Below are 22717 nucleotides of genomic sequence, written 5' to 3'. Positions count from 1 at the left end.
GACCAGGCCGGTACACCGGCACATGCATTCGGGAGGCGGGGATCACGTATGTCCTCGCCTACTATTCACTGGCGGTCTCAGGCGCTGAAGACGCTGCCGAGATGCTCGCCCAAGGCGCGCTGGTTCAGCGTTTCCTGATCGCGTTCTTCGCGCAGGAACTTGATGCCAACCGTGCCTTCGATGACTTCATTCTCACCGAGAATCAGCGCCACGCGTGCGCCACTCTTGTCGGCCTTCTTCATCTGGCTCTTGAAGCTGCCACCACCACAATGCAGCACGAGACGCAGGCTCGGTAGCGCACTGCGCAGGTCTTCTGCCAGGCGCATGGATTCAGCTTCAGCCTGCTCACCCATCGACATCAGATAGACATCGACTGTCTCATGTACGTCCTTCGGTACCAGCTCGAGGGTTTCGAGTAGCAGAATCAGACGCTCGATACCCATCGCAAAGCCGACGGCTGGTACGGGTTTACCGCCCAGCTGCTCGAAGAGACTGTCATAACGGCCACCGGCACACACGGTGCCTTGGCTGCCGAGAGCAGTGGTGGTCCACTCGAACACGCTACGCGAGTAGTAATCGAGGCCGCGCACCAGACGCGGATTGATGACGTACTCGATACCAGCGGCGTCGAGGCGTGCCTTGAGGCCCTCGAAGTGCACGCGGGAGTCTTCATCCAGATGATCACCGAGTCGCGGAGCAGCATCGACTACCGCCGCCATCTCCGGGTTCTTGGTATCGAGGATGCGCAGTGGATTGGTGTGCAGGCGACGCTTGGAATCTTCATCAAGCACCTCGAGGTGCTGTGTGAAGTACTCGACCAGCAGCTCGCGATAGGCAGCACGTGCTTCGAGACTGCCCAGCGAATTCAGCTCAAGCGTCACGTGCTCAAGCAGGCCCAGCTGGCGCCACAGACGAGCTGAGATCAGGATCATCTCGGCATCGATGTCCGGGCCTTCCATGCCATAGGCTTCAACGCCGACTTGATGGAACTGGCGATAACGCCCCTTCTGGGGACGCTCGTGGCGGAACATGGGGCCGGTATACCATAAGCGCTGAATCTGGTTGTGCACCAAGCCGTTTTCCATCGCCATGCGCACACAGCTGGCAGTGCCTTCCGGGCGCAGGGTCAGGCTGTCACCGTTACGATCGTCGAAGGTATACATTTCCTTTTCGACGATATCGGTGACTTCGCCGATGGAGCGTTTGAACAGCGCCGTCTGCTCGACGATGGGCGTGCGGATCTCACGATATCCGTACTGCGCCATCAGTGCCTGCACCTGGTGCTCGAAGTATTGCCACACCGGTGACTGGTCTGGCAGCAGGTCGTTCATGCCACGAATGGCCTGGATCTTGGTGCTCAACGTTCTCTCCTGAATTCTTGCACATCTCCCCGCAACGTCCCCATGCAGGCATGGAAGAAGGCGGGGAGACGAAGGCGTATCACGATGATACGCAAGCCGACTGAGACGTGCTCAGCCCTGGCGGATGATAGTGTCGGCCTCGAGGGCCTCTTTTTCAGCGACCTTGGCGCGAATCAAGCGCTCAAGGTCTTCAACCAGGGTCTCATTGGTCAGTTTGCTGGCCGGCTTGCCGTCCAGATAGACCAGGTTGGCAGGGCTGCCGCCGGTTAGACCGACATCGGTCTCCTTGGCTTCGCCCGGGCCATTGACCACACAGCCGATTATCGAGACATTCAGCGGTGTCAGCACGTCTTCAAGGCGTGCTTCCAGCTCGTTCATGGTCTTGATGACGTCGAAGTTCTGACGCGAACAGCTGGGGCAGGCAATGAAGTTGATGCCCTTGGCGCGCAGCTTGAGGCTTCTGAGCATGTCGAAGCCGACCTTGATCTCCTCGACTGGATCAGCTGCCAGCGATACACGGATGGTGTCGCCAATGCCGTCCATCAGCAACATACCGAGACCAATGGAAGACTTCACGGTGCCAGAGCGCAGGCCACCCGCCTCGGTGATACCCAGGTGCAGTGGTTGCTCAATACGGCTGGCCAGATCACGATAGGCGGCGACCGCCATGAAGACGTCACTGGCCTTGACGCTGACCTTGTATTCCTGAAAATCGAGGCGATCAAGGTGATCAATGTGGCGCATGGCTGATTCGACCAGCGCAGCCGGTGTAGGTTCGCCGTATTTCTTCTGCAAGTCCTTTTCCAGCGAGCCTGCATTGACGCCAATCCGGATCGGGATGCCGTTATCGCGTGCGGCACTGACCACGGCACGCACGCGGTCTTCACGCCCGATATTGCCAGGGTTGATGCGCAGACAGTCAACACCCAGTTCAGCGACGCGTAGCGCGATCTTGTAGTCGAAGTGAATATCGGCGACCAGCGGGATATTGCTCAGCTTCTTGATGCGGCCAAAGGCTTCGGCAGCATCCATGTCTGGCACGCTGACGCGCACGATATCGGCACCGGCATCTTCGAGACTCTTGATCTGCGCGACGGTGGCGGCGACATCATTGGTGTTGGTGTTGGTCATGCTCTGCACGGAAATCGGTGCATCGCCGCCGACAGCGACATTGCCGACATAAATCTTGCGCGAGACACGGCGCTTGATGGGGGAGTGACTATGCATGGGAGTCCGGATCATTCACCGAGAGTGAGTTTGGCGATGGTGCCGCGTGTGGCGCTTTTCAGATCAACCGGCTTGTTCATGTATTCGAGAATGACACCCGCGGACTTGCCGATGGTGAGCTTGAACGGCGGTTGGCCTTCTAGCGTCGTGCTGCTGCCGGCAGGATTGGTACCAATGAGCAATTTCTTGCCGGTGGCATCGCGAATATCGGTCCAGGAATCGTTATTGAAGGTCAGCTCGAGCTTGCGGGGATCGGCTGCGGGTGCTGCCGTCTCGGTCAGCGCGGTATCACTTTCGCTGGCAGATTCCCCTGCTGGCGCTTCGCTGAGGTCGTCTGACGGAGCATTCGCCTCTTGCGATGCCGTTCCTTCGCCGGCGTCGGCCGCTGTAGAAGCCTGCGGCACATCAGCTTCCAGCGCAGCAGAAGACGCGTCGTCTGGCGCTGATTGTGCGAGGGAAAGTTCGATGGAGCCATCTGCGTTGACGACGGGATCGCTGCTGTCATCGATACCATCTGCAGCGACGCTGTCGCTCTGCTCTGCCGGCGTGGTGCGACCGTAGTCACCGCTCTGCCACCAGACGTAGCTCAGACCGATCAGGCCTGCTATGACCAATAGGCTGACGAGGCGGAACAGGTATTTTCCCAGCTTGCCTGGCGGACGCACTGACGGATTCATCGCGGGGACATGGCGTTCCACTTCGGCAGTACCGAAATGCACATTGTATTGACTGACGATGGCTTTCTCGTCCATGCACAACAGGCGCGCATAGGCGCGCAGATAGCCACGTCGGTAGGCGATGATCGGAATCTGATCGTAGTGATCGCGTTCAAGATCGTCGATCAGGCTGGGGCGCAGATTGAGCTGAGTTGCCACCTCATCACGTGACAATCCCTGATGTTCGCGCTCGGCCTTGAGAAGCTTGCCAGGCAGTGAATCGCTGACGGGCTGATCAGGGGCGGATTGATGTTCGCTCATAGCGCATCCTTGTAAGGAAAAACTGTCTACCGAACGCACATCCGGGCGTTCTTCCGGCGTATCTGGACATGTTTTCAATGCGAGCACGACGCAGCCCGAGATAACAGTAAAAGCCGTGCCTGGCGTGGGGAGCCATCAATGGTCCGCTACCCTCGGCACTATACCAAGCCCGCGATGAGATTTTCACCGGCTTTTCGGTCTTCTCAATACTGCTTACAGCGACGGCGGTTGCTGGGGACGCTACCGTATTAAGACAATGGCAGCCGATAGCGACTAGGGAGTGCGGATGATGGTACTTCCAGACTCTCGCGTCCTGACCTGTTCCAACTGTCGTGCATAAAGATCGGCCAGGCGATTGTCGCCGCGCGCTTTGGCGACTGAGACGGCCAGCTCCAGGCTACTTCTATCGGTTCCGGCCAGGCGGAAGTAACGACTTAATCCCTTCTGGGCCGTTTCATTGTCGTTTTCGGCGTGCGCCATCCGTGCTTGTGCGAGCCAGGCTTCAGATTCACGAGGATTGATCCTGACGGCACGATTGAAACTATCGCGCGCGTCTTCCATTTTCCCTAGCTGCAGCTGACAACGCCCCAGATTGGTATATAGCTGACCACGATTGTCATAGGTCAGATCATCCGTGGCGGTCTGCAGTTGCTGGCAGGCCTCAACATATTCGCCACGTGAATAGAGGAAGGCAGCGTAGTTGTTGCGCGCACGCGTGTACGAAGGATCACTGGCAATGGCTTGCTTGAAATAATCATCTGCAAGCACATTTTCGCCCTGCTGCTGATAGATCATCGCCAACCCGGCCTTGGCTTGGGCGTTGGTTTTTTCAAGCTTGAGTGCCTTCTGGAAAGCATTGTCGGCACGTTGTAGCTGATTACGACCTAAATAGGCTTCCCCGAGCTCCACATATGCTGCGGAAGCCTTGTTGGAATCGGGAGCGGCGTAAGGGTCATTGGTCTCAACGCGGGTAGCGCAACCTGACAGAGTCAGACTGGCAATGCCGAGACACAGCAGAAGGGCTCTGGCATGGCCAGTAGCACGGTGGGCAGTAAAGCGATGACGTGGCAGACGACTCGGCATGCAATCCTCGCGTAAAGAAAGGCTTGTGGTATGCCTGCTGGCGAGGATCGCTGCAAGCAACAAAAGCGCCTCCATCAAAGCGCCGCACCCCTGACAAGTCAAGGCGGGAAGGGCGGCGCGCGTTTGCTCACTGTACTGGCTAATGCCACATGTCAAAGAATGCTGGTTCACGGGGCCGCTATCAGTGCTGGGCTCCCGTGAGACGTAAAGCAGCATCAGTACCGTACTGCCGATAGTGAGCAGTCAGGCTGAGCTTATTCAGCGTCGAGCTGGATGGCGTTGATATAACGCTCGGCACGGCGGGTACGATCCTTGACCTGACCCACCAGCTGGCCACACGCCGCATCGATGTCATCACCGCGCGTTGCGCGAACCGGCGCGGTATAGCCCAGCTCGTAAAGACGCTGTTGGAATCGCATGACCTGATTGCGTGACGGCTTTTCGTATCCGGAGTTCGGGAACGGATTGAACGGAATCAGGTTGATCTTGCACGGCAGCTCTTTGAGCAGTGCCGCCAGCTCTTCGGCGTGATGAATCTGGTCGTTGACGTCTTTCATCATCGTATATTCGATGGTGATGATGCGTGCGTCATCGCACTTGGCCAGATAACGATGGCAAGCGTCGAGCAGGGCGCGGATATTCCACTTGCGATTGATCGGCACCAGCACGTTGCGTAGCTCATCATTGGCTGCGTGCAGAGAGATCGCCAGACTGACGTCCATCTCATCGCCAAGCTGGTCAAGCTTGGGTACCACGCCAGACGTGGATAGGGTGACGCGACGCTTGGACAGGCCATAGGCGTTGTCATCCAGCATCAGCTTCATCGCCGGTACGACATTGTCGTAGTTCATCAGCGGCTCGCCCATGCCCATCATCACCACGTTGGTGACCGGGCGCTTGCGGGTGTCCTTGCGGTCTACTGCACCGCGCGTCGCGACCCATACCTGACCGATGATCTCGGCGGCGGTCAGATCACGCTCGAAGCCCTGCTTGCCGGTAGAGCAGAAGCTGCAATCCAGCGAGCAGCCGACCTGGGAGGACACGCACAAGGTGCGGCGATTACCGTTTTCAGAAGGGATCAGTACGGCCTCGACGTAGCTGCCATCACTGACTTCCAACACCCACTTGCGAGTACCGTCCTTGGATTCACCTTCATAGATGATGCCCGGCGCACGAATCTCGGCGACTGCCTTGAGGCGATCGCGCAGCGGCTTGGCCAGGTTTGTCATTTCGTCGAAGTTATCGACGCCTTCCTGGTGAATCCATTTCAATACCTGTGTGGCGCGAAATTTCTTCTCGCCGATGCTATCGAAAAAGGCTTCCATCGCGGGGAGCGGTAGGCCCAGCAGATTGGTGAGCTTGACGGTCGCAGGAGCAGTAGTGTCAGGGGTAGTCGTAGTGGTATCAGTCATGGTGTTGGGCCGGTCGAGTCAGGGGTGGGCAGGCGCAGATGGAGATGAAAGGCGCATGCGGGGCGGCGCTGTCAGGAGGAGGTGGCGATGTGTCGCAGACCTCGTATGGCGTTTGCCGTCAGTCGGTAGTGACAGTCATTTCGACTGGCACAGGGCACTGGTAAAAGCCTGCAGCGCCTGTCAGAGCGTATCGGACCTGCTCAAATGTCGAGCACAAGGCCAGACGTTTCAGCACGTCCGATACCACAACGGCCCCGCCGCACAGGCAGGGCCGTCGCGTCATGCACGACTAGACAACAAGTGGTCATTCAGTCGCACAAGAGAAATCAACCGCGCGGGCAGATTTCGTTTTCGCCGAAGAAGTAAGCAATTTCGCGCTCGGCAGCAGCCGGAGCATCGGAACCATGAACAGCGTTGGCATCGATGGACGTTGCGAAGTCGGCACGGATGGTACCGGCAGCGGCTTCTTTCGGGTTGGTAGCGCCCATCAGATCACGGTTCTTGGCGATGGCTTCTTCGCCTTCGAGCGCCTGGATCATGACCGGACCAGAAGTCATGAAGCCGACCAGCTCGCCGAAGAAACCGCGTTCGCTGTGCTCGGCATAGAAACCTTCAGCCTGTTCTTTGGACAGGTGAACCATCTTGGAGGCGATGACCTGCAGGCCGGCTTTCTCGAAGCGCGTGTAGATTTCGCCGATCACGTTCTTGGCAACGGCATCGGGCTTGATGATGGACAGAGTGCGCTGTGTAGCCATGGGTAATTCTCCTGAGACAAGCTTTGAAGAGCCACTCGGGAAAGGCCGAGTGGCGAAATAAGGGCTCTGTCGGTATGCGACGCGACAAAAGTGGGCGGCATTATAGCTGCTCACGTCATCGGCTGCATCCATCCTGCCTGCAGTCGATGACGTGAAGATGGCAGGCATCTCGACAATATTGACCGCCGAGATGCTGCTGTGGGCGCTAAGCGCTGAGATCAGGCCTACACGCTGAAGCTAGATCTACACGCTGAAGCTAGATCTACACGCTGAAGCTCTCGCCACACCCACACTCGTCTTTGACGTTGGGGTTCTTGAAGCGGAAAAAGCGATTCAGCCCGTCCTTGACGTAATCCACTTCGGAACCGTCGAGTACGGTGAGAGCTTCGTTATCCACATAGACCGTGGCGCCGTGGTCGACGAAAACGGCATCGCCATCATTGGCTTCATCGGCAAAGTCGAGCACGTAGCTATAACCGGAGCAGCCACTGGGCTTGACCGAGACGCGTAGGCCCAAGCCATGTCCGCGCTCAGCCAGTACGACGCGGATCTGGTCGGCGGCAGCGGAGGAAATCGACAGATGTGCCATGAGAATTCTCCCGGGTCAGGCGCGCAGTGCGCTCAGGGCATGCCTGAGTTCAGAGAGCGCGGAATCAATGTCGGCAGTGGTAGTGAAACGACCAAAGCTGAAACGCAGCGATGCGAGCGCCAGTGGACGAGATACCCCAATGCCGGTGAGTACGAATGAAGGTTCGACGCTCGCGGAGTTGCAGGCCGAACCGGTAGAAACTGCGATACCGCGTAATGCCATCAACAGTGCTTCGCCCTCTACGCCGTCAAAGGCGAGATTGAGGATGTTGGGCACGCTGACTGCAATATCGGTATTGAAGTGCACGCCTTCAAGCCCACTGAGGCCTGCCACGAATTGTGCACGTAGGGCGACAAGATGCTGCTGGTCGGCATCAAACTGTTCGCTGGACAGACGATAGGCCTCGCCCATGCCGACAATCTGATGCGTCGGCAGTGTGCCGGAACGCATGCCGCGCTCATGTCCACCGCCATGGATCAGTGCATCAATCTTGATCTGTGGCTGACGGCGGACGTAAAGCGCACCGATCCCCTTGGGGCCATAAGCCTTGTGGGCCGACATCGACAGCAGATCAATCGGTTGCTGGCTGACGTCAATCTTTACCTTGCCCGGTGCCTGGGCTGCATCGACGTGGAAAGCTGCGCCATGTTCTCGTGCGACGGCGCCCAGCGCTTCGAGATCATTGACGCTACCCAGCTCGTTGTTGACCGCCATCAACGAGACCAGCACGGTATCGTCGCGCAATGCTTCACGCAGGCTTTCAGGACTGATGCGACCGTCTGGCTGGGGGGCGATGCGCGTGACCTTGAATCCCTCTGCCTCCAGCGCACTGGCGGTGTCCAGAATCGCCTTGTGCTCGATCGTCGACGTGATCAGGTGACGGCCACGCTCGGCATTGGCGCGCATGTAACCGCTCAATGCCAGGTTGTTGGCTTCGGTGGCGCCGCTGGTCCAGACGATCTCGCGCGGGTCGGCACCGATCAGTTCGGCAACCTGACGGCGTGCGCCCTCGACAGCCTGTTCGGCCAGCCAGCCAGGCATGTGGCTACGTGACGCTGGATTGGCGAAAGTGCCGTCCAGCGTCAGGTGGCGCATCATCAGCTCGGCGACCCGGGGGTCGACAGGCGTGGTGGCGGCATAATCGAGATAGATCGGCTGGGACATGGTGACTTCCTGAAGACACGACTGACTGAAGTAAGAGAGGCGGAATGTTTCAAATGCAAGGCGTGGTAAGCATGGCGGCGGATGTTGATTGCCGCTGATCAGCCGCCTTCCATCAGTGTGATCGGCGTAGGCTCGCAGGCCTCGCGCTGTCGGCTGGCGATGTGCCGGATCTCTTCGCGCGCGACAAGGTCCGCAAGGCTGATGCCGTCAAGAAAGCCATGAATCTCGTCAGACAGATCGCACCATAGATGATGTGTCAGGCAGGTATCTCCCGACTGACAGTCCGACAGGCCTTGGCAGCGTGTGGCGTCCATTGACTCATTGACGGCATCGATGATGCGCGCCACCGAGGTGGCTTCAAGCTCGATGTCGAGCAGATAGCCGCCACCGGGGCCACGCACGCTCTTGACGAGACCGGCACGTCGCAGGCGAGCGAACAATTGCTCCAGATAGGACAACGAGATGCCTTGGCGTACGGCGATATCGGCCAGACAGGTCGGGCCGCACTTGGCATGCAGCGCCAGATCGAGCATCGCGGTGACGGCGTAACGTCCCTTGGTGGTCAGGCGCATGGCAAAACCCGTGAGCTGGTGAGGCAGATGGTGTCAGGAGTGGCAGTGAAGCATGAGCCTTACTGCCACCTTGCTGGTGACTGGTGTGTCGTCGCTGGCGTGATAGTGGCTGGTGTGTAGCGACTATGCAGTGACCATCAGTGAGCGCAAGCCAGGCTAACCATTATGGTGAGCCAACGATTCGCGGTCAATCCCGACTGAATTGGTCAACTTTAACCATGCTGACGCTGAGGGCTGGATTGCTCATCCGCAATGTCAGCCGTAACGTGATGTGCTACATCGGAAGTGTGGTCGTCAGTCACAGGCGTGGACGTGGCATCGTTAGTCGTGTCAGAGGCATTGGAAGCCTTGCTTGCCTTGACTGCTACCGTATCTCCACCGCATGGCCCCAGCTCATCAATCAGCTGCGCGAAGTCAGCATCGTTGAGCTCCGGCAAGTGACCCGCACGGTAGCTTGCATCCAGTTTACGTAGCGTGCCGCACATCTGTTCAATGCGCTTGTCTACGGCATGCATGTGATCAAGCATGGCGTGCATGGAGCGCGCCACAGGGTCAGGCATCTCCTGGCCCATCCCGTAGGCATCAAAGCCGAACTTCTCTTTCATGGCCTCACGGCTTTCGGGATCGACGTCCGGTGCATCATCGACATCCGGCTCAGCGCGCTTGACGATCTTGCCGGGAATGCCGACGACGGTAGCTCCAGGGGGGACTTCACGAGTGACCACGGCATTGGAGCCAACCTTGGCTCCAGCGCCGACCGTGAAGGGACCAAGAATCTTGGCGCCGGCACCGACAATCACGCCATCGCCTAACGTCGGGTGACGCTTGCCGGCATTCCAGGTGGTACCGCCGAGCGTGACGCCGTGATAGAGCGTCACGTCATCACCGATCAGCGCGGTCTCGCCAATCACGACGCCCATGCCGTGATCGATGAAGAAGCGTCGACCAATGGTCGCGCCGGGGTGAATCTCTATACCGGTCAGCCAGCGCATCAGAGTCGAGCCGGTACGCGCCAGCCACTTGGCATTGTGTCGCCACAGCCAGTGATTGATACGGTGGGCCAGCAGGGCGTGCAGGCCCGGATAGTTGGTCAGTACTTCAAACGCATTGCGCGCCGCCGGATCACGGGCAAAGACGCTGTTGATGTCTTCACGCAGTCGAGTGAACATGGCGTGTCCTCAATGGGCGCGGGGAGCCGCGGCGGTCTGTGCCTGACGAACCTGCTTGTCTACCGCTGACAGAATACCGCGCAGAATATTGATTTCCATGCTGTCAGGGCGGGCGCGCAGGTACAGGCGTCTCAGGCGAGCCATCAGTTGGCGCGGCTGTTCCGGGTCCAGAAAATCGATGCTGACCAGGGTCTTCTCGAGATGTTCGAAGAGACGCTCCAGGTCGGCGTGGCTAGCGAGAGGGCTGTCCCAGTCGATACCGAAGGGCTGCTCGTCTTCAGCACGCGGTGTCTCACCCGAAGCCTCTTGCTCGGCCAGCCACGCCTGTCGACACTCATATGCCAGGACCTGTACTGCTGCCGCCAGATTCAGTGAACTGAAATCTGGATTGGTCGGAATATGGACGTGGCGATGGCAGCGCTGTAGCTCTTCGTTGGAAAGCCCGGAGTCTTCACGGCCGAATACGATCGCGACGCGAGCATCCGGCAGGCGAATTTCGTCAGCAAGCGTCGCTCCAAAGGCGCGCGGTGTAATCATCGGCCACGGCAGATTGCGTGAGCGAGCACTGCAGCCGACGACCAGGCTGCAGTCCGCTACGGCGTCTTCCAGGCTTTCATGTACCTGAGCACTCGCGACGAGCGTATCGGCACCTGACGCCCGCGAGGCGGATTCCTGACATTGCACCTGACAGCGTGGTGCGACCAGCGCGAGGTCGGCCAAGCCCATATTGAGCATGGCACGAGCTGCTCCACCGATGTTGCCGGGATGGCTGGTGCCGATCAGGACAATGCGCAGACGTTCAAGCATGAGGACTTCCAGGGTAGCAATTGAAGGATAGGGCGGCCGACACGACCAGCGGACCGCCAAGAAACAGCGGGGTGCCAGAACCCGATATCCTAGCATGAAGCCGTCTTTGTGAGCAGGTTGCTGCATCGAGATCGAGGAGTGGGTCGGGGGCGATCGAGGGTATCTCTCGCGAGAATCCAGGCTCCGATAATGACCGCAAAGCTCTACCAAGGTCGAGTGTGGCGATGGCAGCCATGTATACCTTCTGCTAGACTACGCCGTCCTGCTATACCGCATCATCTGATTGGCACTCGCTGTCGTCACATGCTGCGCTATACAGCGCGATGCGTACATTGCACCACGCATCGCGCTTTGCAACGTGCTTACTCTTGCAAGATTCCAGTTGCGCACGACTTGTGCTTCGCAGTGTTTGTGTTCCGCATTGCGTCATGCACCGTTCTTTAACAGCTCCCGACTCGTCAAGGCTTTGATCATGCATCCGATGGTCCAATTTGCGCTACGTGCTGCACGCGGCGCCGCAGAGCAGTTCGTTCGTGCACGTGAACGTATCGAAGTTGCTCGTAACGACAAAGATCTCGATACCTTCATCGAAGATACTGCACGTCGCGCCGAAGCACACATAGTACGCCAGCTGGAACGTGGCTATCCGCAGCACGGCCTTTCCGGCCGTTATACCGACCATCGCGATGGTGAAGGCCAAGGCTCTGACTACCACTGGCGTGTTGAGCCGGTGCACGGTTATTCCAATCTGGCATCTGCCGCTTCAGGCTTCGCCCTGTCAGTGGTTTGCCTGTTCAAGGGACGTGCCGAGCACGCCGTGGTCATCGCGCCGTTTACTGACGAAGAATTCATCGTCAGCCGTGGTCGCGGTGCTCAGCATTCAGGTCACCGTATTCGCGTCACCAACGCTACGACGATCGACGGTGCACGACTGGCGATGGGTCTACCTGACGTCTGGCAGCGTTCGCGCCACCTGACGACTTACCTCTCTATCATTCAGCAGGTCGGCCCGCAGCTGAACACGCTGCGTACCAGCGGCTGTGCACTGATTGACGTGCTCGATCTGGCGGCTGGTCGTATCGATGCCGTCTACGTGCTGGGTCTGGAATCGGGTGATAGTGAGATTGCCAGCCTGTTCCTGAAGGAATGTGGCGCATTGGCCGGTAGTGCTGATGGCACACCTGTCGTGGTTGTCGAAGGTACGCTGATGGCTGCGGGTGCACGTCTGTACAAGGCACTGGCGCAGACCATGCAGCCGCACCTGTAACAGCAGAAAGATGTTCTGACGAGTCCCTGCGCTGCATATGAGGACGAATCAAGAGAACGAAAAAAGCCCACCTCGATTGAGGTGGGCTTTTTTGTGCCCGGCATCTGGTGCCGGTTGCTGCTAGCGCTAGCACATCACCCCGGGGTCAATATCCCGGGGTGATGTATCAGGGTGCGCCGTCCTCGAACTGCTCTTTCGGCGGCGGGATCAGATCTACACGCTTCAGGCCAACCACCAGTAGCAACGCTGCCGCTACATAGATGGAGGAGAAGGTGCCCGCCACAACGCCGATGATCAGCGCGATAGCGAAGTTATGAATCATGTCACCACCAAGGAAGAACAGCGCCAACAGCACCAACAACGTGGTGCCGGAGGTAGAGAGCGTACGTGACAGCGTGGCATTGATTGCGTCGTTGAAGATCGCCGGCATGTCGTCAGTGCGCGATTTGCGAATATTCTCGCGAATGCGGTCGTAGACGATGATGGTGTCGTTCAACGAGTAACCAATGACAGCCAATACTGCCGCCAGTACGGTCAGGTCAAAGTCGAGCCCGAACAGGGCAAAGATGCCTAGCAGAATCACGACATCGTGACCCAGTGAGATCAGTGCGCCGATAGCGAACTTGTACTGGAAGCGGAAGGCTACGTAGATCATCACTACCGCCAGTGCGAGCAGCATGCCAAGACCAGATTGGTCACGCAGCTGATCGCCAACCTGTGCGCCGACGAACTCTGCACGCACCAGGCTGACCTGATCGCCAGTTCCCTGGAGCTGGGCGACGATATCGTTGCCGATACCGGCTTCGAAGCTCTGTTGCAGGCGCACCAGAATCTCATTGCTGGCCCCGAAGGTTTGCACCGAGACATCCCGGTAACCAGCGGCGTCCAGCGTCTGACGGATGTTTTCAAGGGCCGGTGCAACCTGGTATTTCACTTCCACCAGGGTGCCGCCGGTAAAGTCGAGACCCAGGTTCAGGCCGTGAATCACAAGGGCGCCAATGGCCACGATCGTCAACACGATGGAGACGATGAAGGCCGCGCGCCGCTTGCTCATGAAGTCAAACTGTCGCATCACGATGGCCCCTCAGATCCAGAGTTTCTTGAGTGTCTTGCCACCAATGGCAAGATTGATGATGCCGCGCGACACCATGATCGCCGTGAACATCGACGTCAGGATGCCGATGGACAGCGTCACCGCGAAGCCCTTGACCGGACCACTACCGATGGAGAACAGGATCACCGCGACCAGCAGGGTGGTGATGTTCGCATCAATGATGGAGGTGAAGGCACGCTCGAAACCGGTATGGATGGCTTGATGCAACGGCATCTTGGTGCGCATTTCCTCACGGATACGCTCGAAGATCAGCACATTGGCATCAACTGCCATCCCCAGTGTCAATACGATACCGGCAATGCCCGGTAGCGTCAGTGTTGCACCCAGCATCGACATGGCAGCGATCAGGATTGCCAGATTCGCGGTCAAGGCAACGTTGGCGACAATGCCGAATGCCTTGTAGCGCGCCAGCATGAACAGCACGACCAGCAACAGGCCCAGTTCAATGGACAGAATGCCGCTCTTGATGTTCTCGGCCCCAAGGCTTGGGCCGATGGTGCGTTCCTGCACGAAGTAGATCGGTGCAGCCAGCGAGCCTGAACGCAGCAGCAGCGATAGCTCCTTGGCTTCCGTCGGTGAGTCGAGGCCAGTGATGCGGAAGCTGTTACCCAGAGCACTCTGGATGGTCGCCAGACTGATCAGGCCCTTCTCGGTGTAGGGAATGCGTTTATCGACCTTTTCACCGTCTTCCATCACCGTGCGCGTACGCGTCTTGTGCTCGATGAACAGCACTGCCATGTTGCGACCGATCGCAGCGCGCGTCACACGGTTCATGATCGAGCCACCGGTGCCGTCAAGATTGATGTTGACCTGCGGACGGCCACTTTCATCAAAGCTGGTACTGGCGCTGGAGACGCTGTCACCGCTGATGATCACGTCTTTCATGATGTTGGCGGTACGGCCTGGCTGGCTACGGAAGGCAAAGCTTTCCATCTCGCTGGCCGGCGTGTCGTCGGTCGCTTCGAGTCGGAACTCAAGATTGGCCGTTGCGCCCAGAACGCGCTTGGCGGCGGCAGTGTCCTGCACGCCCGGCAGCTCGACCACGATGCGGTTCGGCCCCTGACGCTGAACCAGCGGCTCGGACACACCCAGTTCATTGACGCGATTGCGGATCGTGGTCAGGTTCTGATTGACCGCATAATCCTGGATCTCCTTGACGGCAGCCGCTGTCATCTTGAGATCGAGTACGGAGCCGCTGTCGATATCACGCTCATCGTACTCGAAGTCCTGGAAGTCACGTGAGATCAGGGAGCGGGCCTTGGAGCGATCGTCGCCGTCGGCGAAGGTCAGGCTCAGTGTTCCATCGTTGACTTCGCTGCCACGGTAGCGAATGCGCTCTTCACGCAGAATTTCCTTGATGGCGCTGGCGTTGACTTCCAGGCGCTGCTTGACGGCAGCGTCCATGTCGACTTCCAGCTGGAAGTGAACGCCGCCGCGTAGATCAAGCCCCAGCTTCATCGGCGATGCACCGATGCTCGAGAGCCATGCGGGCGTTGCATCGGCCAGGTTCAGTGCGACGATGGCGTTGTCGCCAAGCGTGTCACTGATGAGTTCCTTGGCATGCAGCTGCTGGTCGTTGCTGGTCAGACGAATCAGGCCAGTGGAACCGTTGAGTTCTTGGGACTTGGGCGTAATGCCTGCATTTTCCAGCGCGCTGATGGCGCGGTCGAGATCTTGCTGGTCGACGGCCTCGGCGCCGCTGGCGGCACTGATCTGCACGGCCGGGTCTTCGGGGTAAAGGTTCGGCAATGCGTAGATCACGCCGACGGCAAGTACCAGGCAGATGACCAGGTACTTCCAAAGCGGATAACGGTTGAGCATGGCAGCCCTGTCCTTGGTGGAGCGGGAGAGAAAAGCATGCTGCCGGCACAGGGGCCGGCAGCAGGAGGGGATCAGATGGACTTGATGGTGCCCTTCGGAAGTACTGCGGCCACGGCAGATTTCTGCACGTTGACTTCGTTGCCTTCGTTCAGCTCCATGGTGAGGAACTGTTCGTTGACCTTGATGATGCGTCCGACCAGGCCGCCACCGATGACGATCTCGTCACCTTTGGCCAGGTTGCTGATCAGGTTCTTGTGTTCCTTGGCGCGCTTGGACTGCGGGCGCCACAGCAGGAAGTAGAAAATGACCACGAAGCCGACCAGCATGACAATCTGACCGATGGCGCCGCCACCGGCAATGCCAGCCTCAGCTTCAGCGTGTGCGGCAGGAATGAGAAATTCCAGCATGTGTATCTCCAGAGGTTACGGGTGAACTGTTGTTGTGCGATGAGCCTGATTTTTAACTGACAGCTTCCAACTGACGATTTCATGAATCGTCGACTCGAGTCGCGCTCCCTTAATGTATGCAATCTGACGAATGCAATGGAGAGTGCGAGACGAGTCCGAGCCGGATGGCGAACCCTCCGGCCGAGAACCGATCAGTCGGCCAGTGGCGGCACTGGCAGGCCGCGCGCGGCATAAAACTGTTCCACGAAGTCCTGCAATGTACCCGCTTCAATTGCACCGCGCAAACCAGCCATGACGGTCTGGTAGTAGCGCAGATTGTGGATGGTGTTGAGCATTGAGCCGAGCATTTCTCCACAACGATCAAGGTGATGCAGATAGCCGCGTGAGAAATTGGTGCAAGTGTAGCAATCACACTCCGGATCCAGCGGCGACGTATCACGCTTGTGGACGGCGTTACGAATCTTGACCGTGCCGGTCGGTGTGAACAGATGGCCATTACGTGCGTTGCGGGTTGGCATCACGCAATCGAACATGTCGACACCGCGACGTACGCCTTCAACGAGATCTTCTGGCTTGCCGACACCCATCAGGTAGCGCGGCTTGTCTTCCGGCATCCACTCGGGCAGGTAATCAAGAGCCTTGATCATCTCTTCCTTGGGCTCGCCCACGGACAGGCCACCAATGGCATAGCCGTCGAAATCGATCTTCTTCAGGCCTTCCAGCGACTGCTCACGCAGATCCGGATACATGCCGCCCTGGATGATGCCGAACAGGGCTGATGGGGAGTCGCCATGCGCATCGTAGGAGCGCTGAGCCCAGCGCAGCGACATTTCCATCGATTTACGAGCTTCGTCATGAGTCGCCGGATAGGGCGTGCACTCATCGAAGATCATCACGATGTCGGAGCCGAGCGAGCGTTGAACTGCCATGGACTCTTCCGGGCCCATGAAGACCTTGGAGCCATCGACCGGTGAACGGAAGTGAACGCCCTGTTCGGTGATCTTGCGTGTCTTGCCCAGCGAGAAGACCTGGAAACCGCCGGAATCGGTCAGGATCGGCTTGTCCCACTGTGCGAAGTCATGCAGATCGCCGTGCGCTTCGATGACTTCCGTGCCCGGGCGCAGCCACAGGTGGAAGGTGTTGCCAAGAATCATCTCGGCACCGATTTCCTTGATGGATTCCGGAGTCATGCCCTTGACGGTGCCGTAGGTGCCGACCGGCATGAAGGCGGGTGTTTCCACGGTGCCGCGCGGGAAGGTCATGCGACCGCGACGTGCGCGACCATCGGTTGCGAGCTTTTCGAAGCTCATGAAGCATTCTTTACGCATGGTTCTCTCTTCGCTTGGCGGCGAAACAGGCCGCAGCAGGTGTGTCAAAAGGGTAGCGCACGTCGTGTTAACTGCTCATGACGTGGATCAGGGCTGTTCACGTCCCCAATCAATCGCCGAAAGTTATAGGAAGCTGTTTCGTCCGTGTTAGACGCGCTCGAGCAGCATGGCATCGCCATAGCTGAAGAACTGATAGCGCTCTTCCACCGCAGCTTGATAGGCCGCACGGGTATTTTCATAGCCGGCAAAGGCAGATACCAACATCAATAGCGTCGATTCGGGAAGGTGAAAATTGGTGATCAGCAGATCGACGACCTGCCACTCATAACCCGGGTAGATAAAGATGTCGGTGTCGCCGGAGTACGCTGCCAGCTCGCCACCGTGTGCCTTGGCAGCACTTTCCAGACAGCGCACGCTAGTGGTGCCGACCGCGATGACACGGTGCCCAGTCGCGCGAGCCTGAGAAATCTTGTCGCACGTCTCCTGGCCGACCTCGATCCACTCACTGTGCATGTGATGTTCGAGAATGCTGTCGACGCGCACCGGCTGGAAGGTTCCTGCACCGACGTGCAAGGTGACGAAAGCCGTTTCGATACCCTTGTCGGCCATCGCAGCCATCATTGGCTCATCAAAGTGCAGGCCGGCCGTCGGTGCAGCTACGGCACCATCACGTTTGGCGTAGACCGTCTGGTAGCGTTCGCGGTCTGATAGCTCGTCGTCGCGATTGATATACGGCGGGAGTGGCATATGGCCATGTTGATTGAGTAGTTCGATCATTGGCGTCTCACCGTGGAAGCGCAGCTCGAACAACGCATCCTGACGGCCTTCGACGACAGCAGTGATGCCGCCTTCGAAGATCAGCTCAGTCCCCGGTTTCGGAGACTTGCTCGAACGGATATGTGCAAGACCGCGCTGCGCATCCAGCGGGCGTTCCAGCAGCATTTCAATCTTGCCTCCTGACGCCTTGTGGCCATGCAACCGTGCCGGAATTACGCGGGTATCGTTGAACACCACGACGTCGCCGGGCGCCAGTAGCTCGAGTAAATCCGGAAAGCGATGATGTACGATGTCACCGCTCTTGCCATCCAGGTGCAGCAGGCGGCAATCGCTGCGCTGCTCGGACGGGTAGCGGGCAATCAGTTCATCCGGCAGGCAGAAGTCATAATCACTACGCATGAGCGGACGAGCGGTAGTTGAGGTGGCAACGCCCGAGGCATCACCGGAATCGATACGTGACATGGCCAACGTGAAGCTCTGATAGAACGACGCACATAAGGCACATCGCTGCATGCGTGCATGCAATAAGGAAAGACAGTATCCATCCTCCTGCGGAGCAGATTTCGAGGCTCTGGGCAGGGCGGGCGAAAAAAGGTCGTCCATGATAGCGAATGCCGCGCCTGACGCGAAGCCCTGCTCTCGGACTTCGTTGTGTCGCCTGTACGATGGGTCGTCGTGACGATATGTTGCAGGTGGCTGTTCTGACACTAAAAATTGTTGACCTTGGCGCCATATTCCGTATAATTTCGTCCCGTTGCCGGTGTGGCGGAATTGGTAGACGCAGCGGATTCAAAATCCGCCGCTTAATAGGCGTGTCGGTTCGAGTCCGACCACCGGCACCATAGCTAGATTCAGTGACGCAACGTCACTCCTCGTAGTAGCTCCCCTTGGTTGTCAGTGCCCTTTGGCACGTCCTAGCAGTCAGTATCATCTTTCTGCGTGGCATCTTGTTGTATCGCTCCTGCTCTGATCCTGGTACTTCCCCTGCGCACTTATCAGTGCGTTTCGTCGTGTCCGTCATTTAGCCTTTAGCCGCGAGCATATTGTGCTGATACGCGCTGATGGGCATCGTTGTGTCTGGATTTTGTTTTATCCACACCTATTTGAATGAATGATGGATGTCTGCCATGCATTGGATGCCGCTGAACCTCTGGTTGTCACTTGTTGCGCTTTGCGCCATGGGCGCCATGTCACCTGGGCCGAGTCTCGCGATGGTGTTGCGGCATACCTTGGCGGGTGGGAGAAGCTCTGGTGTAGTGGCGGGAGTGAGCCACGCTTTCGGGGTGGGTATCTATGCGGCTGCGACAGCGTGGGGGTTGGGGGCGCTGGTGGCGCATTATCCGGGAGCCTTCCGTGCAGTGATGTTGCTGGGAGCGGTATATCTGGCGTGGCTGGGATACAAGGCGCTCCGGTCGGGTCACGGAGGTGCGTTGGAGATACAGGGAGCCAGCACGTCGCGCTCGATGGCAGCGCGTGATGGCTTGCTGGTGGCACTAGCCAATCCCAAGCTTATCCTGTTCTTTGTTGCGTTACTCAGTCAGTTCATTACTCCGGACATGAGTGAGGCAGGCAGGTGGTTGGTGGTGCTGACGGCGATGGTGATCGATGGAGTCTGGTACGTGCTGGTGGCGTTGGTGTTATCCCATTCGAGGGTATTGCCATGGCTGCAGGCACGCTCGGTGTGGATCAATCGTCTGACTGGCGTGGTGTTATTGGCATTGGCGCTACGTGTGGTGATGGGGGCTTGATGGGTGATCTTCAGTGAGCGAGCAGGGTGTTACCAGCAAGCACGCTTGACGTAATGCATGTGGTCATCGTTGGCGCGATGATTATTCAAACCCTCTGGCATCCTGTGTCAGAGGGTTTTGCGTTGTGTGCTTGGTGACGGCGTGAGTGATGATCGATGAGGGTGTTCAGTCCATGGCGTCTACTGGGCGGCAGTGGAGGTCATGACATCGTCATAGTCCTTCACTGATACCTCAACATGGCTGTCAGGCCGTGCGAGAAATTGCAAAGTCAGCGGGATCTTGCTCCCCGTAGTGAGGGGGTGAGACAAGCCGATCAGCATGAGATGAGGGCCACCGCCGGGCATCATCTTGAGCGGCATTCCTGCCTGAATCGGGAGGCTATCGAGTTTCTGCATCTTCATGCGCTCATTGGTGAATTGCATGTCATGCATCTCGATGACTTGTGCCCACGGCGTACTGGCTCCTGTCAGAGTTGCTGCTCCCTTGGGAGTCGTCAGTGTCAGGTAGAGCGCGCCAGTCGTCGCACCTGGCGGTGTGGGGAGTGCGAAGGCGTGCTCGACCTCAAGTTGAGCGGGAGTGCTGATAGCAGTGTCACTAGCATGAACGGCGAGCCATGGTGTCAATGGTGGAGTGCATGCCAGTAGCAGGCAGCAGACTTGGCGAGCAAGTAGGGATGTCACACTGGATGTCTTGTTCTTGGAAGTCATGGCAGTACTCGGCACAGTATCTGGTCGGATGACATGCCACGGGGGAGGCCACATACACCGCTGGCGCCAGGGATGCCGCCGCTGAGTCGTGTGGCGCAAAAGGCGTCTGCCACTGGCTGAGGGGCATGCCGTATGAGCAGTGCGGCTTGCCACAGGACGGCGAGAGACTGCACTAGCTGGCGTGCCTGCGCTTCTTCTGGTTCTTGTAGCAATCGGCTGTGTTCAAAGGCAGCCAAGGCCGTGTCGTATTCATGGTACTGACCTCCCGCTGCGGACAGCTCGGCCATCAGGGCTTCACCAGCCTGTGGGTAACGCGACAGTGTGCGCAGTACATCGAGACACAGCACGTTGCCCGAGCCTTCCCAGATGGCATTCACTGGCGCCTCTCGGTACAGACGTGCCATCAAGTGCTCCTCTATATAGCCATTGCCTCCCAGGCATTCCATCGCTTCTGCCAGCAGGCCGGGGCTACGTCGGTTGTGCCAGTATTTTGCGATTGCTGGAGCAAGGCGAGCCAGTGGCCTGGCCTCGGCGTCTTCTACGGCATCATCAAACTGGCGCGCAATCCGAAAGCATAGGGCGATGCCTGCCTCTACCTCCAGCGCGAGGTCTACCAGTACCTGCTGCATCAATGGCTGTCTGGCCAGTGGGCGACCAAAGGCATGTCGCTGTTGGCAGTGATGCAGGGCCTCTACTAGTGCCTGACGCATCAGCGCGACAGGCGCGGTGGCGGCATCGAGTCGCGTCTGGTGCACCATCTCGAGAATGGTGGTGATACCGCGTCCTGGCTCGCCCAATCGCTGCCTCAATGCATCAACCAGCATGACCTCGCTGGATGCATTGGCGCGATTGCCGCACTTGTCCTTGAGGCGTTGCAGTTGTAGGCCATTGTGGCTGCCATCCTCACGGCGTCGCGGTATCACGAAACAGGTCAGCCCTTCATCAAGCTGAGCCAGTGTCAGGAAGGCATCTGACATTGGTGCGCTCATGAACCATTTGTGTCCGTTGAGGCGGTAGCCATCCACTGTCGCGTCGGCGCGGGTCAGGTTGGTGCGCACATCACTGCCACCCTGGCGCTCTATCATTGCCATGCCAAAGGTGGCGCTGTGCTTGTCACGCGGAGCGCGCGATGTCGGGTCGTAGGCATGGGCGCGCAGGCGTGGTTTCCAGAAGGCTGCCAGTGCCTCGTTCTGACGCAGTGCTGGCCAGGCCGCGTGAGTCATGGTGATCGGGCAGCAGAACCCTGGCTCCGCTTGGGTCAATAGATAGAGAGCTGCCACATGAGCCTGATGCCCGCCGTGACCTTCCTCTTCCCAGGCGACACTGTGCCAGCCACCCTCCAGAGCCAGTCGCATCAGTTGGTGGTATGCCGGATGATGCTCGACTTCATCCAGACGACGTCCCTGTGGGGTGTAGCTACGCAGTTGCGGAATATGATGATTGGCAGCAAAGCCCAATGTGCGAGTGTCGGTGGAGCCAACGACTGCACCAAGTTCGGCCAAGCGTATCAGCACCTGCGCCGACAGGCCGGGTGCTTCGCGGCGCAGGGCCTCGCGTAACGGGTGATCATCGACAAAGGCCTGGCGGAGCGGTGACTCGGCCTGGTTGAGCACCTCATCACGGTGTGTCATGTGTCGTGTGTAAGGTGGCAGATGTTCAGAAGGAGGCAACGGGCGTGGCTCAGGCATCATGGTTTCCTGTCGCGATAGGGATATTGATAGCGTAGGACACCCGTGGCGTGGGAGTGGAGTTGAGGGCAGTTGCATCGCGTTCTGCTAACGTGGGACTCATTGGCCGGTGCTGAGCGCCGGTTTCATTCAAGGAACAGGGAACAGGGAACGGTGATCCAGGACGAAATCATCCAGTTGGTCGATGCGTGCAACCGCCCATGCGGCACGGCGCCGCGTCGCTTGATGCGCCAATATCGTTATTGGCATCGTGCTACCTATGCGTTTGTTCTCAATGCGCAGGGAGAGCTGTGTATACAGAGACGCACCCTGAGTAAAGAGGTGTTTCCAGGCTATTTCGATTTAGCCAGTGGCGGGGTGGTCGGCGCCGGTGAAGCAGTACATGTCGCGGCGCGGCGTGAGCTTGAAGAGGAAATTGGTGTGCGGGGAGTGCCGCTCAAGCATTGTTTTGATTTCCGTTATACCGATGCTACCAACCATGTTTACGGGAGTGCCTATCTCGTTCGCTATGACGGACCGCTGATGCTCCAAGCCGAAGAAGTGGCCGATGCCTTTTGGGCGATGCCTGAAGAGGCGCTGAAATTGCATCCTTCAACGCCTGACAGTCGTATGGCGCTTGAGCGTCTGATTCGTGATGGCTTTCTCTCCGTGAATGTGACCGAGTGAGTCAGCAGCGTGACTTGTCGTATGTTCATTGCTGCTAGTGCGCTAGCGCATTCCCGCTATCTCAATCCTGGAGTTCGT

At 58.3% G+C, this 22717-nt stretch carries 21 protein-coding genes and 1 tRNA gene; 4 read left to right on the top strand and 18 right to left on the bottom strand.

Translation table 11 applies throughout. The annotated features are described in order from the left end of the window. Positions 1–77 precede the first annotated feature (77 nt). From hisS to GQR90_RS14610, 11 genes are all read right to left on the bottom strand, one after another. Positions 78–1361: a histidine--tRNA ligase gene (hisS, locus tag GQR90_RS14660; protein WP_158774753.1), complete on the bottom strand. Its 1284-nt coding sequence runs from the start codon at positions 1359–1361 to the stop codon at positions 78–80. A 111-nt stretch (positions 1362–1472) separates the two neighbouring features. Further along, complete coding sequence (gene ispG / locus GQR90_RS14655) at positions 1473–2588, bottom strand: flavodoxin-dependent (E)-4-hydroxy-3-methylbut-2-enyl-diphosphate synthase (protein ID WP_158774752.1); 1116 nt, start codon at positions 2586–2588, stop codon at positions 1473–1475. Positions 2589–2599: 11 nt separating this feature from the next. Continuing rightward, on the bottom strand, positions 2600–3565 hold the full coding sequence (locus tag GQR90_RS14650; protein ID WP_158774751.1) for a RodZ domain-containing protein: 966 nt from the start codon (positions 3563–3565) through the stop codon (positions 2600–2602). Positions 3566–3838: 273 nt separating this feature from the next. Further along, the gene (pilW, locus tag GQR90_RS14645) at positions 3839–4648 is read right to left on the bottom strand and encodes a type IV pilus biogenesis/stability protein PilW (RefSeq protein WP_158774750.1); all 810 of its coding nucleotides are present in this window, start codon (positions 4646–4648) and stop codon (positions 3839–3841) included. Positions 4649–4902: 254 nt separating this feature from the next. Next, positions 4903–6060 carry a 23S rRNA (adenine(2503)-C(2))-methyltransferase RlmN gene (gene rlmN / locus GQR90_RS14640; RefSeq protein ID WP_158774749.1) on the bottom strand — a complete coding sequence of 386 codons (1158 nt, stop codon included), beginning with the start codon at positions 6058–6060 and terminating at the stop codon, positions 4903–4905. A gap of 326 nt (positions 6061–6386) precedes the next feature. Then, a complete protein-coding gene (ndk, locus tag GQR90_RS14635) occupies positions 6387–6815 on the bottom strand; it encodes a nucleoside-diphosphate kinase (protein ID WP_024952379.1) in 429 nt (142 codons plus the stop codon). Positions 6816–7077: 262 nt separating this feature from the next. After that, a complete protein-coding gene (locus GQR90_RS14630; RefSeq protein ID WP_158774748.1) occupies positions 7078–7404 on the bottom strand; it encodes a HesB/IscA family protein in 327 nt (108 codons plus the stop codon). 15 nt (positions 7405–7419) lie between these two features. Further along, positions 7420–8568 (bottom strand): aminotransferase class V-fold PLP-dependent enzyme, encoded by a 1149-nt coding sequence (locus GQR90_RS14625; RefSeq protein ID WP_158774747.1) that lies wholly within the window; start codon positions 8566–8568, stop codon positions 7420–7422. 98 nt (positions 8569–8666) lie between these two features. Further along, positions 8667–9140, bottom strand: coding sequence for a Fe-S cluster assembly transcription factor (locus GQR90_RS14620; protein WP_158774746.1), 474 nt, complete (start codon positions 9138–9140; stop codon positions 8667–8669). Between the two features lie 212 nt (positions 9141–9352). Further along, the gene (gene cysE, locus GQR90_RS14615; protein ID WP_158774745.1) at positions 9353–10309 is read right to left on the bottom strand and encodes a serine O-acetyltransferase; all 957 of its coding nucleotides are present in this window, start codon (positions 10307–10309) and stop codon (positions 9353–9355) included. Positions 10310–10318: 9 nt separating this feature from the next. Further along, complete coding sequence (locus tag GQR90_RS14610; RefSeq protein WP_158774744.1) at positions 10319–11116, bottom strand: RNA methyltransferase; 798 nt, start codon at positions 11114–11116, stop codon at positions 10319–10321. Positions 11117–11588: 472 nt separating this feature from the next. Here GQR90_RS14610 and GQR90_RS14605 point away from each other — a divergent pair, with 472 nt between their 5' ends. Beyond that, positions 11589–12383 carry an inositol monophosphatase family protein gene (locus tag GQR90_RS14605; protein ID WP_158774743.1) on the top strand — a complete coding sequence of 265 codons (795 nt, stop codon included), beginning with the start codon at positions 11589–11591 and terminating at the stop codon, positions 12381–12383. Positions 12384–12549: 166 nt separating this feature from the next. Here the strand turns inward: GQR90_RS14605 and secF are convergent, their stop codons facing one another. From secF to queA, 5 genes are all read right to left on the bottom strand, one after another. After that, on the bottom strand, positions 12550–13455 hold the full coding sequence (secF, locus tag GQR90_RS14600; RefSeq protein ID WP_158774742.1) for a protein translocase subunit SecF: 906 nt from the start codon (positions 13453–13455) through the stop codon (positions 12550–12552). A 12-nt stretch (positions 13456–13467) separates the two neighbouring features. Then, complete coding sequence (gene secD, locus GQR90_RS14595) at positions 13468–15318, bottom strand: protein translocase subunit SecD (protein WP_158774741.1); 1851 nt, start codon at positions 15316–15318, stop codon at positions 13468–13470. Positions 15319–15389: 71 nt separating this feature from the next. Beyond that, positions 15390–15725 carry a preprotein translocase subunit YajC gene (gene yajC, locus GQR90_RS14590; RefSeq protein ID WP_158774740.1) on the bottom strand — a complete coding sequence of 112 codons (336 nt, stop codon included), beginning with the start codon at positions 15723–15725 and terminating at the stop codon, positions 15390–15392. 191 nt (positions 15726–15916) lie between these two features. Continuing rightward, on the bottom strand, positions 15917–17035 hold the full coding sequence (gene tgt / locus GQR90_RS14585) for a tRNA guanosine(34) transglycosylase Tgt (RefSeq protein WP_439644509.1): 1119 nt from the start codon (positions 17033–17035) through the stop codon (positions 15917–15919). Between the two features lie 165 nt (positions 17036–17200). After that, entirely contained in the window at positions 17201–18229 is a 1029-nt protein-coding gene (gene queA / locus GQR90_RS14580) for a tRNA preQ1(34) S-adenosylmethionine ribosyltransferase-isomerase QueA (RefSeq protein WP_442778551.1), read from the bottom strand. 357 nt (positions 18230–18586) lie between these two features. On the opposite strand from queA, the gene GQR90_RS14575 reads away from it, so the two are divergent. Together GQR90_RS14575 and GQR90_RS14570 are read left to right on the top strand one after the other, a co-directional pair. Continuing rightward, a tRNA-Leu gene (locus GQR90_RS14575) sits at positions 18587–18672 on the top strand. A gap of 294 nt (positions 18673–18966) precedes the next feature. Then, the gene (locus GQR90_RS14570) at positions 18967–19578 is read left to right on the top strand and encodes a LysE family translocator (protein ID WP_158775560.1); all 612 of its coding nucleotides are present in this window, start codon (positions 18967–18969) and stop codon (positions 19576–19578) included. A 179-nt stretch (positions 19579–19757) separates the two neighbouring features. Here the strand turns inward: GQR90_RS14570 and GQR90_RS14565 are convergent, their stop codons facing one another. Together GQR90_RS14565 and GQR90_RS14560 are read right to left on the bottom strand one after the other, a co-directional pair. Next, positions 19758–20285 carry a copper chaperone PCu(A)C gene (locus tag GQR90_RS14565; protein ID WP_158774738.1) on the bottom strand — a complete coding sequence of 176 codons (528 nt, stop codon included), beginning with the start codon at positions 20283–20285 and terminating at the stop codon, positions 19758–19760. Then, positions 20282–21973 (bottom strand): acyl-CoA dehydrogenase family protein, encoded by a 1692-nt coding sequence (locus tag GQR90_RS14560; protein ID WP_233266336.1) that lies wholly within the window; start codon positions 21971–21973, stop codon positions 20282–20284. The genes GQR90_RS14565 and GQR90_RS14560 overlap by 4 nt, the downstream gene beginning before the upstream one ends. Before the next feature lie 102 nt (positions 21974–22075). Here GQR90_RS14560 and GQR90_RS14555 point away from each other — a divergent pair, with 102 nt between their 5' ends. After that, positions 22076–22639 (top strand): NUDIX hydrolase, encoded by a 564-nt coding sequence (locus GQR90_RS14555; protein WP_233266335.1) that lies wholly within the window; start codon positions 22076–22078, stop codon positions 22637–22639. Positions 22640–22717: the final 78 nt, after the last annotated feature.

Source organism: Cobetia sp. L2A1 (assembly GCF_009796845.1).
In the GTDB taxonomy this organism is placed as follows: Bacteria; Pseudomonadota; Gammaproteobacteria; order Pseudomonadales; family Halomonadaceae; genus Cobetia.
The sequence above is the reverse complement of the archived record's forward strand: the minus strand, read 5'-3'. Positions and strand labels throughout refer to the sequence as shown.

Bases quoted from the DNA above. Each gene is read 5' to 3' on its own strand.
- ispG (WP_158774752.1), bottom strand. From the start codon at position 2,588: ATGCATAGTCACTCCCCCATCAAGCGCCGTGTCTCGCGCAAGATTTAT.
- GQR90_RS14650 (WP_158774751.1), bottom strand. From the start codon at position 3,565: ATGAGCGAACATCAATCCGCCCCTGATCAGCCCGTCAGCGATTCACTG.
- pilW (WP_158774750.1), bottom strand. From the start codon at position 4,648: ATGCCGAGTCGTCTGCCACGTCATCGCTTTACTGCCCACCGTGCTACT.
- rlmN (WP_158774749.1), bottom strand. From the start codon at position 6,060: ATGACTGATACCACTACGACTACCCCTGACACTACTGCTCCTGCGACC.
- ndk (WP_024952379.1), bottom strand. From the start codon at position 6,815: ATGGCTACACAGCGCACTCTGTCCATCATCAAGCCCGATGCCGTTGCC.
- GQR90_RS14630 (WP_158774748.1), bottom strand. From the start codon at position 7,404: ATGGCACATCTGTCGATTTCCTCCGCTGCCGCCGACCAGATCCGCGTC.
- GQR90_RS14625 (WP_158774747.1), bottom strand. From the start codon at position 8,568: ATGTCCCAGCCGATCTATCTCGATTATGCCGCCACCACGCCTGTCGAC.
- GQR90_RS14620 (WP_158774746.1), bottom strand. From the start codon at position 9,140: ATGCGCCTGACCACCAAGGGACGTTACGCCGTCACCGCGATGCTCGAT.
- cysE (WP_158774745.1), bottom strand. From the start codon at position 10,309: ATGTTCACTCGACTGCGTGAAGACATCAACAGCGTCTTTGCCCGTGAT.
- GQR90_RS14610 (WP_158774744.1), bottom strand. From the start codon at position 11,116: ATGCTTGAACGTCTGCGCATTGTCCTGATCGGCACCAGCCATCCCGGC.
- GQR90_RS14605 (WP_158774743.1), top strand. From the start codon at position 11,589: ATGCATCCGATGGTCCAATTTGCGCTACGTGCTGCACGCGGCGCCGCA.
- secF (WP_158774742.1), bottom strand. From the start codon at position 13,455: ATGCGACAGTTTGACTTCATGAGCAAGCGGCGCGCGGCCTTCATCGTC.
- secD (WP_158774741.1), bottom strand. From the start codon at position 15,318: ATGCTCAACCGTTATCCGCTTTGGAAGTACCTGGTCATCTGCCTGGTA.
- yajC (WP_158774740.1), bottom strand. From the start codon at position 15,725: ATGCTGGAATTTCTCATTCCTGCCGCACACGCTGAAGCTGAGGCTGGC.
- tgt (WP_439644509.1), bottom strand. From the start codon at position 17,035: ATGAGCTTCGAAAAGCTCGCAACCGATGGTCGCGCACGTCGCGGTCGC.
- queA (WP_442778551.1), bottom strand. From the start codon at position 18,229: ATGCGTAGTGATTATGACTTCTGCCTGCCGGATGAACTGATTGCCCGC.
- GQR90_RS14570 (WP_158775560.1), top strand. From the start codon at position 18,967: ATGCCGCTGAACCTCTGGTTGTCACTTGTTGCGCTTTGCGCCATGGGC.
- GQR90_RS14565 (WP_158774738.1), bottom strand. From the start codon at position 20,285: ATGACTTCCAAGAACAAGACATCCAGTGTGACATCCCTACTTGCTCGC.
- GQR90_RS14560 (WP_233266336.1), bottom strand. From the start codon at position 21,973: ATGCCTGAGCCACGCCCGTTGCCTCCTTCTGAACATCTGCCACCTTAC.